The sequence below is a fragment of the Streptomyces albospinus genome (genome assembly GCF_014648695.1).
GTDB classification, from domain to species: Bacteria; Actinomycetota; Actinomycetes; order Streptomycetales; family Streptomycetaceae; genus Streptomyces; species Streptomyces albospinus.
In genome coordinates, this window is the sequence record NZ_BMRP01000082.1 from 1 (window position 1) to 15141 (window position 15141).

At 70.3% G+C, this 15141-nt stretch carries 12 protein-coding genes and 1 tRNA gene; 9 read left to right on the forward strand and 4 right to left on the reverse strand.

The genetic code is table 11. The features are described from left to right. Window positions 1–122 precede the first annotated feature (122 nt). Together IEZ17_RS39975 and IEZ17_RS39980 are read right to left on the reverse strand one after the other, a co-directional pair. Window positions 123–1571: a DUF2252 domain-containing protein gene (locus IEZ17_RS39975; protein ID WP_189308546.1), complete on the reverse strand. Its 1449-nt coding sequence runs from the start codon at window positions 1569–1571 to the stop codon at window positions 123–125. 590 nt (window positions 1572–2161) lie between these two features. Beyond that, on the reverse strand, window positions 2162–3409 hold the full coding sequence (locus IEZ17_RS39980; protein WP_189308547.1) for an ABC transporter permease: 1248 nt from the start codon (window positions 3407–3409) through the stop codon (window positions 2162–2164). A 173-nt stretch (window positions 3410–3582) separates the two neighbouring features. Between IEZ17_RS39980 and IEZ17_RS39985 the strand changes: the two genes are divergently transcribed. Next, window positions 3583–4017, forward strand: coding sequence for a MarR family winged helix-turn-helix transcriptional regulator (locus tag IEZ17_RS39985; protein ID WP_189308548.1), 435 nt, complete (start codon window positions 3583–3585; stop codon window positions 4015–4017). Between the two features lie 28 nt (window positions 4018–4045). On the opposite strand, the gene IEZ17_RS39990 is transcribed toward IEZ17_RS39985, so the two are convergent. Beyond that, window positions 4046–4408: a winged helix-turn-helix transcriptional regulator gene (locus IEZ17_RS39990; RefSeq protein ID WP_189308549.1), complete on the reverse strand. Its 363-nt coding sequence runs from the start codon at window positions 4406–4408 to the stop codon at window positions 4046–4048. A gap of 126 nt (window positions 4409–4534) precedes the next feature. On the opposite strand from IEZ17_RS39990, the gene IEZ17_RS39995 reads away from it, so the two are divergent. Next, window positions 4535–5185: an FMN-dependent NADH-azoreductase gene (locus tag IEZ17_RS39995; RefSeq protein ID WP_189308550.1), complete on the forward strand. Its 651-nt coding sequence runs from the start codon at window positions 4535–4537 to the stop codon at window positions 5183–5185. Window positions 5186–5658: 473 nt separating this feature from the next. After that, window positions 5659–6444, forward strand: a complete 786-nt coding sequence (locus IEZ17_RS40000; protein ID WP_189308551.1) for a LysR substrate-binding domain-containing protein — start codon at window positions 5659–5661, stop codon at window positions 6442–6444. Here the strand turns inward: IEZ17_RS40000 and IEZ17_RS40005 are convergent. Beyond that, a tRNA-Leu gene (locus IEZ17_RS40005) sits at window positions 6426–6509 on the reverse strand. The two genes, IEZ17_RS40000 and IEZ17_RS40005, sit on opposite strands and share 19 nt — an antisense overlap. Window positions 6510–6960: 451 nt before the next feature. Between IEZ17_RS40005 and IEZ17_RS40010 the strand changes: the two genes are divergently transcribed. The 6 genes from IEZ17_RS40010 (at window position 6961) to pknB (ending at window position 14989) form a co-directional block, all read left to right on the forward strand. Next, window positions 6961–7779, forward strand: a complete 819-nt coding sequence (locus tag IEZ17_RS40010) for an FHA domain-containing protein (protein ID WP_189308552.1) — start codon at window positions 6961–6963, stop codon at window positions 7777–7779. Window positions 7780–7789: 10 nt separating this feature from the next. Next, window positions 7790–8311 (forward strand): FHA domain-containing protein FhaB/FipA, encoded by a 522-nt coding sequence (locus IEZ17_RS40015; RefSeq protein WP_189308553.1) that lies wholly within the window; start codon window positions 7790–7792, stop codon window positions 8309–8311. A 132-nt stretch (window positions 8312–8443) separates the two neighbouring features. Beyond that, on the forward strand, window positions 8444–9973 hold the full coding sequence (locus tag IEZ17_RS40020; protein WP_189308557.1) for a PP2C family protein-serine/threonine phosphatase: 1530 nt from the start codon (window positions 8444–8446) through the stop codon (window positions 9971–9973). Between the two features lie 23 nt (window positions 9974–9996). Beyond that, window positions 9997–11379, forward strand: a complete 1383-nt coding sequence (locus tag IEZ17_RS40025; RefSeq protein WP_189308554.1) for an FtsW/RodA/SpoVE family cell cycle protein — start codon at window positions 9997–9999, stop codon at window positions 11377–11379. Next, window positions 11376–12845, forward strand: coding sequence for a peptidoglycan D,D-transpeptidase FtsI family protein (locus IEZ17_RS40030; protein WP_189308555.1), 1470 nt, complete (start codon window positions 11376–11378; stop codon window positions 12843–12845). Before IEZ17_RS40025 ends, IEZ17_RS40030 begins: the two co-directional genes overlap by 4 nt. A 146-nt stretch (window positions 12846–12991) precedes the next feature. Beyond that, window positions 12992–14989, forward strand: a complete 1998-nt coding sequence (gene pknB / locus IEZ17_RS40035; RefSeq protein ID WP_189308556.1) for a Stk1 family PASTA domain-containing Ser/Thr kinase — start codon at window positions 12992–12994, stop codon at window positions 14987–14989. Window positions 14990–15141: the final 152 nt, after the last annotated feature.

Here is a 15141-nt window from a genome sequence, read left to right on the forward strand (position 1 = left end):
CCCACCCTCCCCAGCCCCGCCCCTCGCCCATCCCCGCCCCATGCCCGTACCCCAGTAGCCCCGGCCCCCTGCGCCGCCTCCAGCTGTCTCGCCTGCCCTCGGCCCCCGCCCCCTTGCTCCCCTCAGACGCCGCTCTCCGCCGCGATCCGCCCGCTCCGCACCGCCGCGACCAGTGCCGCATGGTCCGCTTCCGCGCGGTTCGCGTACTCGACCGCGAAGCGCCCTATCGCCTCGTCCAGCTCCTCCCCCTTGCCGCAGTACCCGGCCAGCACCCGCGGATCGGCGCTGTGGGCATGGGCACGGGCCAGGAGCGCGCCGGTCATCCGGGCGTAGTCGTCCAGTTGCGCCCCGGAGAGCCGGGCCGGATCCACGCTCCCCTTGCGGTTCCTGAACTGCCGTACCTGGAACGGCCGTCCCGGACCCCGGCCGTCCGACAAGCCCGTACCCCCGTCACCTGACGCGACGCCGGCGCCATCCGGCACGGTCGCCCACCCCAGCAACAGGTCGCTCACCACCTGCATCCTCCGCTGCCCTAGCACCACCCGGCGCCCCTCGTGTGCGACCGGCGGGGCCGGGAAGCCCGCTTTCGCCACGAACGGTGTCAGCACCGAGGAACGCGCCTCCTTCACCTGGAGCACCAGTGGCTCGCCTCTGTGGTCGAGCAGCAGCACGACGTACGACCGCAGTCCGACGCTTCCGGTGCCGACCACCCGGAAGGCCACGTCGTGTACCGCGTACCTGGCGAGCAGCGGGTGACGGTCCTCCGGAAGCGTCTCCAGATAGCCGGCGAGCGCGGAGGCGACCGCCGCCGCCTCGACATCCGGCACCCGCCGCAGTACCGGTGGTGCGTCCACGAAGCGACGGCCACCGTCCGGTCCTTGCTCCGTCGACTTCGCCGCGAATCGCGCGCTGGTGTTCCTGCGGGCCTTGGCGGCGACCCGCTCCAGGGTCCCGAGCAGATCCCGGGCGTCCGTGTGCGACACCAGTTCCTCATCGGCGATGGCGTTCCACGCGTCGGTCACCGGCAGCCTCGCCAGCAGCCGCATGGCGCGACGGTAGGCGCCGGCCGCGTCCCGTGCCGCTGCGCGGCAGTCGTCCTCTCCGGCGCCCGCCTCCCGGCCAGCCAGCACTATCGAGGTCGCGAGGCGCTTCACGTCCCATTCCCACGGCCCGTGCACGGTCTCGTCGAAGTCGTTGAGGTCGATGACGAGATCGCCGCGGGCGTCGCCGTAGAGGCCGAAGTTGGCGGCGTGCGCATCGCCGCATATCTGGGCCCCTGTGCCGGTGACGGGGCTTGCCGCCAGGTCGTGTGCCATGAGCCCGGCCGAGCCGCGGAGGAAGGCGAAGGGACTGGCGGCCATCCGTCCGACGCGTATGGGTGTCAGTTCGGGCAGCCGCCCGGCGTTGGACTCCTCGACCGCCGCCACGGCGTCGGGTCGGTCGGCCGCGATCCGCAGTGCGGCCTGTTCGGCGCGCGGCAGCCTTTCCCGCAGCGCCCGGCCCCTGGCCTTGGCCGATGGTGCTTCCTCGTCCGCCCTCGCGAACCCCGGTACGTATGGCACACGCGACACAGCGGGCCACCTCCCCCTTCACGACGCTGCCTGCACGCGGCGCCCCGGCGTGCCCGGCACACCGGCGCCCCCACATCCGTCCGGCTCACCGGACGTTTCCGGTGCGCCGATCACTGACGTTACCGAGACTCGCGCGAAGCCCACAGGGCCTGTGGATAACTCTCCGCAAGCCAGGAACGACCTGGTGCAGAGAGGGAGTTGGAAAAGGTTGGGAGATCGAGTGGGGAGGTCGAGCAGGGAGAACGGGTTGAGAAGACGGTGGGGAAACCCGAGGAGAGCGATGGACCGGGCGGAGAGAGGGACCGGGTGCGGAGAGGCACCGGGCGGAGAGAGGCACCGGGCGGAGGGAGGGTCCGGGTGGGGAGAGGCACCGGGCGGAGAGGGATAGACCGGGCGGAGAGGGCGAGAGGGAGAACGAACAGGCACGAACAGGAACGAAAGGCAACAAGAAAGGCGCCCCGTCCAAGCGCCCCCGTGGAGCGAGGCCGAAGAACAGGGCGCCCCGGGCGGTGATCGTCGAGCCGGGCGCGCCACGCATGCGCCGGCCCACACGCCCACGGCCCACACACCCACCGCCGACGCGCCGCCGCCTACACCCCCACGGCCTCCTCCATCTCCTCTTCGGCGTCCGCCTGTTCCGGCAGTCGTGCCGCTGCCCGCCACGGGGCCCGCTCCGGCACCGTTGCCGCGCCCGCGGCTGCCGCCACTGCCGTCGCGTTGGCCACGGCGTCCGCCTCCGCCGCGCGCCGCCGCCGCTCGGCGAGCGCGGCCACGCCGACCATCAGCAGGCCCGCGAGCAGCCAGCCGACCAGTGTCCAGACGTGGCCGGCGAGGCCGTAGCCGTCGAAGTAGACGTGGCTGCGGGTGCCTTCCACGAAGCCGGCGCCGTTCCAGAAGGCGTGGAGGGCGGCGAAGAATCCGTCCTGCATCTCGGGGCGGAAGATCCCGCCGGACGAGGTGAAGTTGAGCATCACGAACAGTGCCATCACCCCGAGCGTCGTCCAGCGCTTGAGGAAGGTGTGCAGGCCGGTGCCGATCAGCAGGATGCCGGCGGAGTACAGCCAGGCCATGCCCCACAGTCCCCACTCGCCGTGGTCGACGAGGTGGAAGACGGGGCCGGCGAACAGCGCCCCGATGATGCTGACCATGAAGGACATGCCGATGGCCAGCATTGCCCGCAGCCGCATCGGGAGGACGGCTCCGGCGCCGCCGATGACGGCGACGGAGGCGTACGAGCCGATGCTGATGGCGACGAGCAGGAAGAAGATGCCCTGTCCTGTGGGGTCGTCCTCGGCGGTCGGTGCCACGTCGGTGACCTTCAGGGGTGCGCCCTGCTGGGCCGCGAGCGGGGTGAAGATCTTCTGCACGACGGAGGCGCTGGTGTCGGAGCCGGCGGTCGCCACGAGCAGTTCGGGGGCGGGCTTCGCGGTGGTACCCCGGGAAGCCGCCGCGCCCGAGGCCGTCTCGGAAGCCGCCGCCCCGCCGGTGCCGGCGGAGCCGGTGCCGCCCATCACGTACGCACCGAAGATGTCCTGGTGCTTCAGCTGCTCGATCGCGGCGGCGCGGTCGGGCACGGTGCGCGCCTCCAGGTCGCCGTGGGCCTTGTCGTTGATGGTCTGGGCGAGCACCTGGGCGTGTGTGCCGGATCCGACGACCGCGACGGGCAGGTGGTGCGGCGAGGGGTTGGCGAAGGCGCCGAGGTAGGCCAGTCCCATCCCGATGCACATCAGGAGCGGGATGATCAGGTGCGTCAGTACGTGCCGCAGATCGCCCTGTTGGGCGCCGCGCCGCTCGCTTCGGTGGTCGCTTCGGTGGTCGGGGCGTCGGACCGCGCTCATGGGCAAGCCTTCTCCGCTAGTCGTCTGGTCGTCGGTCGAGCTGTCGCCGGTCGGCGGCTCCAGGTGGTCGGGCCGCACGCGGCCAGCAGTTGGCAAATGCAACTCACTTGGTTGGCTATTACAACTCTCAATCCACGTTGTACTATACAACTACTTCACCGAGAGGCAACCCCGTGACCGACCGCGACGACTCCGTCGAGACCATCCAGCAGGAGATGACCGCCTTCGCCCGGCGCGCCCGCGCGACCGCCGCGCGGATGCACCCCGAGTTGTCCCTGGTCTCCTACACCCTGCTGGCGCACCTCGATGACCAGCAGGGATGCCGCGCCACCGACCTCGCGGCGCACTACCTGCTGGACAAGTCCACGGTCAGCCGTCAGATCGCGGCCCTGGAGAAGCTCGGCTTCGTCGAGCGCCGCGTGGACCCGGACGACCACCGGGTCCAGGTGCTGCATCCCACAGAGGAAGGCGCCCAGGTGCTGGCCAATGTCACCGCCAGTCGCCGCCAGGCGTTCCACGAGCGGCTCGCCGACTGGGACGAGGCCGACCTCGACCGCTTCGCGGCGTATCTGGTGCGCTACAACGCCGCGCAGGAGCGGCTCGGCTGAACCCGCGCGCCCCTGGGAGGCCGATGGACTACTTGCGGAACCGCTCCGGGCACTGCCCGCCGTCGGCCAGATAGGTCGCCGCCCAGCGCCCCAGCTCCTGGAGTGCGGGGTCCATCGCCAGGCCGGCCTCGGTCAGCCGGTAGGAGACCCGCAGTGGCGGCCCGGCGTCGACCTCGCGGACGACCAGGCCGGTCGCCGCCAGCTCCATCAGGCGGTCGGACAGCATCCGCTCACTGATGCCGGGGATGGCCCGGCGCAGATCCGCGAAGTGCACGGGCCCGGGCATCAGGGTCGCCACGATGAGGCCCGTCCAGCGCTTTCCGAACAGCTCGAAGACGCGCGTCATGCCGCCGTCGACCTGCCTGCACGTCGCCTCACTGTGGTCCGCCATGCACCCAGCGTACCGCCCTCCGGTTGGCTGCTGAAAAAAAGTAAGCTCCTGTGCTATGAATAGTGACGTACGGATTTCAACTAGCGGCCGGGCTCCGTCCGGCCGCATACCGAAGGACGGGTCCCCATGGCCACGCTTCTGCTCATCGACTCCTCCGTCTTCCCCGAGGGCGGCTCCGCCTCCCGTTCGGTGACCGCGGCCTTCCGCAAGGCCTGGGAGGAGCAGCACCCCGACGGCACCGTCGTCCACCGGGACCTGGGCGCCGACCCGGTTCCGCACCTCGACGGCGTCGGCGCCTCCGCCGGCTTCTCCGACCCCGCCACGCACACCCCCGAGCAGCAGGCGGCCTTCGCGCTGCGTACGCAGCTCGCCGAGGAGCTGGAGCGGGCCGACGCGATCGTCATAGGCGCGCCCATGTACAACTTCACGATCCCGTCCACCCTGAAGGCATGGCTCGACCAGGCGATCATCATGGGCCGTACGGCCGGCGAGAACTCGTCCCTCAAGGGCAAGCCGGTCACCGTCGTCGCCAGCCGCGGCGGTTCGTACGCGCCGGGCACCCCGCGCGAGCCCTTCGAGTACGTCCAGAACTACCTGGAGGCGGTGCTGAACGGCGCGTTCGGCCTGGAGGTCGACTTCATCGTGCCCGAGCTGACGATGGCGCCCGCCAACCCGGCGATGGCCGAGCTCGTCCCGCTGTACGAGACCTCCCGCGACAAGGCCCACGAGGAGGCGGCGGCCAAGGCCAAGTCCCTCGTCGAGCGCCTCGCCGCCTGACGGGACGGCACCTCGACCGGACCGGACCGGACACAGCGAACATATCCGGCCATCACCCGCTCGCCCCGGGGGCCGCGGTCACCCGCCCGCCCGGCCCCGTGACCCAACACCCCCGGGCCTGCGCCCCGTTCACCTCTCCCGCCCCGGTGCCGTCTCCAGGGCCACCGCCGCCGGCGCCCCGGCCGCGAGCGCGCCGCCCAGCCACATCACGCCGGCGGTGCCCAGCCGTCCGCGGCCCGCCCGCCGGCCGGCGCCCCCAGTGCAACGGCCCCGCTCGAACACCGCCACGAACAGCGCGGCGGCGGCCTCCCGGACGCCCGGCGCGCCCCCATCAGCCAGGTCTGCGTACGGACCGACACACCCCCGTAGGCCGACCCCCAGACGGCCACCAGGGCCGCCACCCCCGCCAGCGCCCCCACGTCCGGCCGGCCGCCACCGCGTCCGTACGTCAACTCGCCGTTGCGGGCGCCCTGTTGTCCGGTGCCGGGCTGCCGCGCGCCTTCCAGGGCACCGCCGACGACCGGATCACGCGCGCCGTCGACGCCTTCCACACCCGCCATCCGCGCTGTGCCACCGAGATCGTGGAGATCCCGCTCCGCGACCCCTTCGGCGCCCTGCGGAGCAGCGCCGTGGACCTCGCCGTCGCCCTCCTCACCGTCACCGAGCCCGATCCCGCCCTCGACCCTGGCTTCTCCGCCCAGCAGCAGCCCCTCGCCCTCTCCGTACGCCACCCTCTGGCGTCCCGCGCCGCCCTCGGCGCCGAGGGGCTCGCCGCGCTCCCGCTGTTCTCCCCCGGCGGCCCCGCACCCGCCTACAGGCGCACCGCGCACGCCCCCCGCCCCCGGAGGCCACCCGATCCCCGCCGGCCCCCCACGGTCAGCCCCCTCCAGGAAGGCCTCGCCCTCGCCGCCGCAGGACGCGGCGGGATGCTGCTGTGCCGCCCCACCGCAGACCACCACCCGCGCCGCGAGGTCGCCTTCGTCCCGGTCACCGGCCTTCCGGACTCCGTCCTCGGCCGTGGTTCACCACTCCGCCCGCGAAAAACCGCCCGGGTCCGCGCGTTCGGCTCGGCGGTGACCGCGGCCACAGCGACGGCCGCCGGGACCGGCGAACAGCCGGGCGGGGGCGCGAATGTGACGTATGACTCAAGTCGCCCTGGTCACGCCCTTCGGGGCGTCATGCGCGCACAACGAAAGACCCCCGGCATCCGGATTTCTCCGGAGACCGGGGGTCTCATCTGTGCGCGAGGGGGGAGTTGAACCCCCACGCCCTTTCGGGCACTGGAACCTGAATCCAGCGCGTCTGCCTATTCCGCCACCCGCGCATGGGTGCTGCCGGTTTATTCTCTCACGCGATCCGGGTTGTTCCGTCCGGGTCTTGTGCGAGCGCCTTCCGACATGCAGAACACTAGCACGCTGCCGGGGGTGCCTTCACATGCCTTTCCCCCGGTCCCCGGCCTGCGGAGACCTGCGGGCACTCCGCGGCTTTCTCGTACGTTCGCCGGGACGACACCCGGCACTGGCCGGACTCGGCCCCCGCCCCCTCGGACGGGTCGGCGGTTGCGGGACACTGTTAACGGGGCACATCTACGATCGCAGTGCACACGAGGCGGCGAGGAGGCCGGCAGGGAGGACGACGAGCACCGGGCAACCCTGTGGTGGGCGACACTCGTCCTCCAGGCAGGAAAGGGGAACCAGCCGATTTCCCGGCGCGTGGATACGATCAGTAAGCAGTATCAGGACGACCCTGAGGAAGACTGAGGAAGGAGGTGCCCCGTGGGAGTACTGAAGCGCTTCGAGCAGCGACTCGAAGGTCTCGTCAACGGCACCTTCGCCAAGGTGTTCAAGTCCGAGGTGCAGCCCGTTGAGATCGCCGGCGCGCTCCAGCGCGAGTGCGACAACAACGCCACCATCTGGAACCGCGACCGCACTGTCGTCCCCAACGACTTCATCGTCGAACTGAGCACCCCGGACCACGAGCGGCTGAGCCCGTACAGCGGGCAGCTCGGCGACGAGCTCTCCGGTATGGTCCGCGACTACGCCAAGCAGCAGCGGTACACCTTCATGGGCCCGATCAAGGTCCATCTGGAGAAGGCCGACGATCTCGACACCGGCCTCTACCGCGTCCGCAGCCGCACGCTCGCCTCCAGCACGTCCCAGGACCACCCCGGCCCGGCCGCGGCAGCCACCCGCGCCGCGGTGCCGCGCGGCGGCCATGTGGGTCCGCCACCCATGCCCACGTCCCCGCCCCCCGGCAGCGCATCGCCCGTACCCCGTACGGGGCCGCCCGGTGCAGGGCCGCAACCCTACGCGCAGACCAGGCGCTGGATCGAGATCAACGGCACCCGCCACCAGATCTCGCGCCCGACCCTGGTGCTGGGCCGCAGCACCGACGCCGACGTACGGATCGACGACCCGGGTGTCTCCCGGCGTCACTGCGAGATCCGGGTCGGAACGCCCCCCACGATCCAGGATCTGGGCTCCACGAACGGCATCGTGGTGGACGGGCAGCACACCACCCGCGCTAATCTCCGCGACGGCTCGCGGATCGTCGTGGGCAGCACCACCATCGTTTACCGGCAAGCCGAAGGGTGAAGCGGGGCCAATGTCAGAGCTGACCCTCACGGTCATGCGGTTGGGTTTCCTCGCCGTACTGTGGCTGTTCGTCATCGTGGCCGTTCAGGTCATCCGCAGCGATCTGTTCGGCACGCGCGTCACACAGCGCGGCGCCGCCCGTCGCGGCGGGGAACCACGTACCCAGCGCCAGTCCGCGCCGCCGCAGCAGCAGCGGCGCCAGGAAGGCGGTCGCGGCGGCAACCGCCAGCGGCGCGGTGCCCCCACCAAACTGGTGGTCTCCGAAGGCACGTTGGCCGGTACGACCGTCGCCCTCCAGGGGCAGACGATCTCCCTGGGCCGGGCGCACGACTCCACGATCGTGCTGGACGACGACTACGCGTCCAGCAGGCATGCCAGGATCTACCCGGACCGTGACGGCCAGTGGATCGTCGAGGATCTGGGTTCCACCAACGGCACGTACCTTGACCGGACCCGACTGACGACCGCGACACCGATCCCGCTGGGAGCCCCGATCCGCATCGGCAAGACCGTCATCGAGCTGCGGAAGTAGTACGACAATGAGCGAGCGGAGCGAGCGAGCCGTGACGGTCCACTCGGCGGACCCGGGCGTGCTCCCGACCGGAGGGTGGGCAGTGTGGCTCGACGAGACCGGCTGTACCCCGAGCCGACGGGTGAGGTGCGCATGAGTCTGTCGCTGCGCTTCGCCGCCGGATCGCACAAGGGCATGATCCGCGAGGGGAACGAAGACTCCGGTTATGCCGGGCCCCGTCTGCTCGCCATCGCCGACGGCATGGGCGGCCAGGCCGCCGGTGAGGTCGCCTCGTCGGAGGTGATCTCCACCCTCGTCCAGCTCGACGACGACGTCCCGGGCTCGGACATCCTCACCTCCCTGGGCACTGCCGTGCAGCGCGCCAACGACCAGCTGCGGGTGATGGTCGAGGAGGATCCCCAGCTGGAGGGCATGGGGACGACGCTGACCGCCCTGCTGTGGACGGGCCAGCGGCTCGGTCTCGTCCACGTCGGGGACTCGCGCGCCTATCTGCTGCGCGACGGGGTGCTGACGCAGATCACCCAGGACCACACCTGGGTGCAGCGCCTGGTCGACGAGGGCCGTATCACCGAAGAGGAAGCCACCACCCACCCGCAGCGGTCGCTGCTGATGCGGGCGCTGGGCAGCGGCGACCACGTCGAGCCGGACCTGTCGATCCGCGAGGTGCGGGCCGGGGACCGGTATCTGATCTGCTCGGACGGGCTGTCCGGGGTGGTCAGCCACCAGACGCTCGAAGAGACCCTGGCGAGCTACCACGGGCCGCACGAGACCGTGCAGGAGCTGATCCAGCTCGCGCTGCGCGGCGGCGGGCCCGACAACATCACCTGCATCGTCGCCGACGTCCTGGACGTGGACGGCAACGAGGCAGTGGCCGGCCAGCTCAACGACACCCCGGTGATCGTGGGTGCCGTCGCCGAGAACCAGCACCAGCTCAACGACCCCAGCACGCTCCAGACGCCGGCCGCCCGCGCCGCCGAGCTGGGCCGCCGGGACGCTCCGCCGGCTCCCGGGGGTGCCTTCGGGCCGCCCGGAAGCGGTGGTCCGGAGGTCGGCGGGATGCCGCAGGGTTCGTTCGGCGCGTTCACCGACGAGGACTTCCTCAAGCCGCGGCGGCGCGGACGGTGGATCAAGGCGTCGCTGTTCACCGCGCTCGCCCTGGCCGTGATCGGCGGCGGGCTCTACGCGGGCTACCAGTGGACGCAGACCCAGTACTTCGTCGGCGCCAAGGACGACCACGTCGCGCTCTACCGGGGCATCAGCCAGGACCTGGCCTGGATCAAGCTGAACTCCGTCGACGAGGACCACCCCGAGATCGAACTCAAGTACCTGCCGGTGTACCAGCGGAACCAGGTCAAGGAGACGATCGCGGTCGACAACCGCAGCCAGGCCGGCGACAAGGTCACCGAGCTCGGCAAGCAGGCGAGCGCCTGCCAGTCGAAGGAGCAGCGGGAGGCCGCCGAGCGCGCGGCGGCTGCCGCCAAGGGCAAGGGCGCCCAGCCCGGCAAGCCCGGCAGCAAGCCCGCGACCGGCGACAAGACCAAGGCCGGCACGGGCAGCGGCCTGGCCGGGACGCTCTCGGCGACCGCCACCCCCACCCCCACGCCCAGCCAGACGCCCTCCGAGGAGCAGCAGAAGCTGGAAAAGAATTGCAGCACCCAGTGAGGGCGTAGGGGGCTGTCGATTTCATGAGCAGTATCACCACCACGACCACCATCGGCACCTTCGCGGCGCCGAGCCGGCGCAACACCGAGTTGGCGCTGCTGGTCTTCGCGGTGCTGATCCCGGTGTTCGCATATGTCAACGTGGGCCTGGCGAAGGACGGTTCGGTGCCGGCCGGTGCGCTGGGCTACACCGTGGGCCTGGGGCTGCTGGCGGGTGTGACGCATGTCATCGTGCGCAAGTGGGCGCCGTACGCGGACCCGTTGATGCTGCCCGTCGCGATGCTGCTCAACGGCATGGGCCTGGTCTTCATCTGGCGCCTTGACCAGGAGCCTTCGCTGGGCAAGGCGATGGCGCCGAACCAGCTGCTGTGGTCGACGCTCGGTGTCGCGCTGTTCATCGGCCTCCTGATCTTCCTCAAGGACCACCGCGTCCTCCAGCGCTACACCTACATCTCGATGATCGTCGCGCTGGTGCTGCTGATCGCGCCCGTGTTCTTCCCCGGTGTGAACGGTGCGAAGATCTGGATCACGATTCCGGGGCTCGGGTCGCTCCAGCCGGGCGAGTTCGCGAAGATCGTCATCGCGATCTTCTTCGCCGGTTACCTGATGGTGAAGCGGGACGCGCTGGCGCTGGCCAGCCGCCGTTTCCTGGGGCTCTACCTGCCGCGCGGCCGGGACCTCGGCCCGATCCTGGTGATCTGGGCGATGAGCCTGATGATCCTGGTCTTCGAGACGGACCTGGGGACGTCCCTGCTGTTCTTCGGCCTGTTCGTGGTGATGCTGTACGTCGCCACCGAGCGCACCAGCTGGATCGTGTTCGGTCTGCTGCTCAGCGCCGGCGGCGCGGTCGCGGTGGCCGGCTTCGAGTCGCACGTCCAGGTCCGGGTCCACAACTGGCTGAACCCGCTGGAGCTGGTCAACGGCGGTGTCACCGAGACCGCGCAGGCGATGTACTCCTTCGGCTCCGGCGGCCTCCTGGGCTCCGGTCTGGGGCAGGGCTACTCCCGGCTGATCCAGGGCATCGCGCCGAAGAGCGACTACATCCTGGCCACGGTGGGCGAGGAGGTCGGCCTGGCCGGGCTGATGGGCATCCTGCTGCTGTACGGTCTGCTGATCGAGCGCGGTATCCGTACGGCGCTGGCCGCCCGTGACCCGTTCGGCAAACTGCTGGCCGTCGGCCTGACCGGCGCCTTCGCCCTTCAGGTCTTCGTCGTGGCCGGCGGTGTGACGGGCCTGATCCCGCTGACGGGCATGACGATGCCGTTCCTGGCCCAGGGCGGCTCGTCCGTCATCGCGAACTGGGCGCTGGTGGGGATCCTGCTCCGCATCAGCGACACCGCGCGCCGTCCCGCCCCCACTCCCGCCCCGTCGACCGACGCCGACATGACCCAGGTGGTCCGCCCGTGAACAAGCCCCTGCGCCGGGTCGCGATCTTCTGCGGCCTGCTCGTCCTCGCCCTGCTGATCCGCGTGAACTGGGTCCAGTTCGTGCAGAGCGACCAGCTCAAGAACGACCCGCACAACCGCCGGGTCGCCATCGAGCGCTACAGCACGCCGCGCGGCAACATCATCGTCGCCGGCAAGGCCGTCACCGGCTCGACGACGACCGACATCGGCGACTTCAAGTACAAGCGCACGTACAAGGACGGCAAGATGTGGGCGCCGGTCACCGGCTACGCATCGCAGGCGTTCGACTCCAACCAGCTGGAGAAGCTGAACGACGCCATCCTCACCGGCACCGACGACCGGCTCTTCTTCAGCCGCACCGTGGACATGTTCACCGGCGGCAAGCAGAAGGGCGGCAACGTGGTGACCACCCTGGACGCCAAGGCCCAGAAGGCCGCCTTCGACGGTCTCGGCAACAGCAAGGGTGCGGTCGTCGCGCTCAACCCGGAGACCGGTGCGATCCTGGCGCTGGCCAGCACCCCGTCGTACGACCCGTCCACGTTCGCGGGGATGAGCAACAAGGACGCCGAGGCGTACAACGCGTTGCAGAAGAAGAACGACCCGGACGAGCCGATGCTCAACCGGGCGCTGCGCCAGACCTACCCGCCCGGCTCCACCTTCAAGATCGTCACCGCCTCGGCGGCCCTGGAGAACGGCCTCTACACCGACGTCGACGCGAAGACCGATTCGCCGGTGCCCTACACGCTCCCCGACACCACCGGCGTGCAGCTGAAGAACGAGGGCGACATCCCCTGCGAGAACGCCAGCATGCGCGTGGCGCTCCAGTGGTCCTGCAACACCGTCTTCGGCAAGATCAGCGCGGACCTCGGCAACAAGAAGATGAAGGCCGAGGCGGAGAAGTTCGGCTTCAACAACGACATGATCGACACTCCGGTCCGCGCCGCCGAGAGCATCTTCCCCAAGGACAACCGGCCGCAGAACGCCATGGCCGGCATCGGCCAGGCGTCGAACCGCGCCACCCCGCTCCAGATGGCCATGGTCGCCTCCGCGGTCGCCAACGGCGGCAAGCTGATGAAGCCGTACATGGTCGACCAGCTGGTCGCGCCGAACCTCAACGTCGTCCAGCAGCACACGCCGCAGGAGATGAGCCGGCCGCTCAAGCCGGAGAACGCCCAGAAGATCCAGAGCATGATGGAGACCGTGGTCAAGGAGGGCACGGGAACCAACGCGAAGATCCCCGGCGTTACTGTCGGCGGGAAGACGGGCACCGCGCAGCACGGCGAGAACAACAAGGACAACCCGTACGCCTGGTTCATCTCCTACGCGAAGACCGCCAAGGGAACCCCGGTCGCGGTCGCCGTCGTCATTGAGGGATCGGACACGCTCCGGGACGACATCGCCGGTGGCAAGCTGGCCGCTCCGATCGCGAGAGGCGTGATGGAAGCGGTCATCGCAGGCGAGAAGTGACGCGGGTCATGCCAATACCGGTCACGTATCAGGTTGCGGCTCCGGCCCGGTCCGATACGGCGTGCCGGGTACCGTATGCCCGGACAGCACACCGCCGGACCACACACCGGTGCGGTCAGGACTGACGGAGAGGGCTGGAGAAGCTTATGGAAGAGCCGCGTCGCCTCGGCGGCCGGTACGAGCTGGGCTCGGTGCTCGGCCGTGGTGGCATGGCCGAGGTCTACCTCGCGCATGACACCCGCCTCGGCCGCACCGTAGCGGTGAAGACACTGCGGGTGGACCTCGCCCGCGACCCGTCCTTCCAGGCCCGGTTCCGCCGTGAGGCCCAGTCGGCCGCCTCGCTGAACCATCCGTCGATCGTCGCGGTCTACGACACCGGCGAGGACTATGTCGACGGGGTCTCGATCCCGTACATCGTCATGGAGTACGTCGACGGGTCCACGCTGCGTGAGCTGCTGCACTCCGGGCGGAAGCTGCTGCCCGAGCGGTCGCTGGAGATGACGATCGGTGTCCTCCAGGCGCTGGAGTACTCGCACCGGGCCGGCATCGTGCACCGGGACATCAAGCCCGCCAACGTCATGCTGACCCGCACCGGCCAGGTCAAGGTCATGGACTTCGGTATCGCCCGCGCCATGGGCGACGCCGGGATGACCATGACGCAGACCGCGGCGGTGATCGGTACCGCGCAGTACCTCTCGCCGGAGCAGGCCAAGGGCGAGCAGGTCGACGCCCGCTCGGACCTGTACTCCACCGGCTGCCTCCTCTACGAGCTGCTGACCGTGCGCCCGCCGTTCGTCGGTGACTCACCGGTCGCGGTGGCGTACCAGCACGTCCGGGAGGAGCCGCAGAAGCCCAGCAACTTCGATCCCGAGATCTCGCCCGAGATGGACGCCATCGTCCTCAAGGCGCTGGTCAAGGACCCGGACTACCGCTACCAGTCGGCCGACGAGATGCGCGCCGACATCGAGGCGGCGCTGGACGGCCAGCCGGTCGCGGCGACCGCGGCGCTGGGTGCGGTCGGCTACGACCAGGACCAGCCGACGACGATGCTGCGTCCGCAGGACCCGGGCGGCCCGAAGACGTCGATGATGCCGCCGATAAGCCCGGACGACGGGGGCTACGGCTACGACGAGCGCCCCGACCGGCGCCGGGGCGGCGGCCAGAAGAAGAGCAACGTCTCGACGATCCTGCTGGTCCTGGCGGCCATCCTCGTCCTGGTCGGTGCGATCTTCATCGGCAAGGCGATGTTCAGCGGCGGCAACAAGGGCTCCAAGGTCCCGGTGCCGAACCTCGTCGGCAAGACGCTGGCGGAGGCGAAGGCGTTCGGCACCAACGGCTCCTTCAAGGTCGTCAAGGGCGGCAGCAAGGCCTGCGACAACGCCAAGAAGGGCCAGGTCACCGAGCAGGACCCGGCGGCCGACTCGACCGTCGACAAGGACGGCACGGTCACCGTCACGATGTGCACGGGCGCGGTGAAGGTCGCCGTCCCGGACGTGACGGGCTACACCTACGACAAGGCCAAGTCGATGCTGGCTGCCAAGGGCTTCACCAACGTCCAGCAGCAGCAGAAGGTCTCCGACGCCAAGCCGGGCACCGTCACGGAACAGAGCCCCGATGCCCAGACCGAGGCGGCCAAGGACACCCAGATCACGCTGACCATCGCGCAGGCGACCCCGAAGGTGACCGTCCCGGACGTCAAGGGGCAGGACATCAATGCCGCGACCAAGCAGTTGCAGGACCAGGGCTTCACGGTCCAGCGGGGGCCGGACCGGAATGTGACCGACCCGTCGCAGAACGGCAAGGTCGTCGGCGAGAGCCCGGACGGCAACACCCAGGCGGCGCCGAGCTCCACGGTCACGCTGACGGTGGGCAAGGCGGCGGCGCAGACGCCGGTGCCGAGCGTGGTGGGCCAGAAGGTGAAGGACGCGAAGAAGACGCTTCAGCAGGCCGGCTTCAACAACATCCAGTTCGCCGGCGGTAGTTCGCAGGACGACAAGGCCATCGTCATGTCGCAGGACCCGCAGGCCGGGAACCCCGGGGACCCCGCGTCGACCACCGTGACGCTGACCACCGTCGGCGGTCAGGGCGACAACGGCAACGGCGGAGGGTTCATCGGCGGGCCCTTCGGAGGCAAGAACAACTAGCGGCCCGTACCGCGTCGTACGACGGAGCCCCGGCAGCCCGTGGAGGGCGGCCGGGGCTCCGTCGTGTGCGGTGCCGGGGGGCGGGTCAGCGGAGTCCTACCTTTCAAGGGTGGTTGCTCTGGTCATTCGTAAGATCGGAGGGCCCGGGGGCT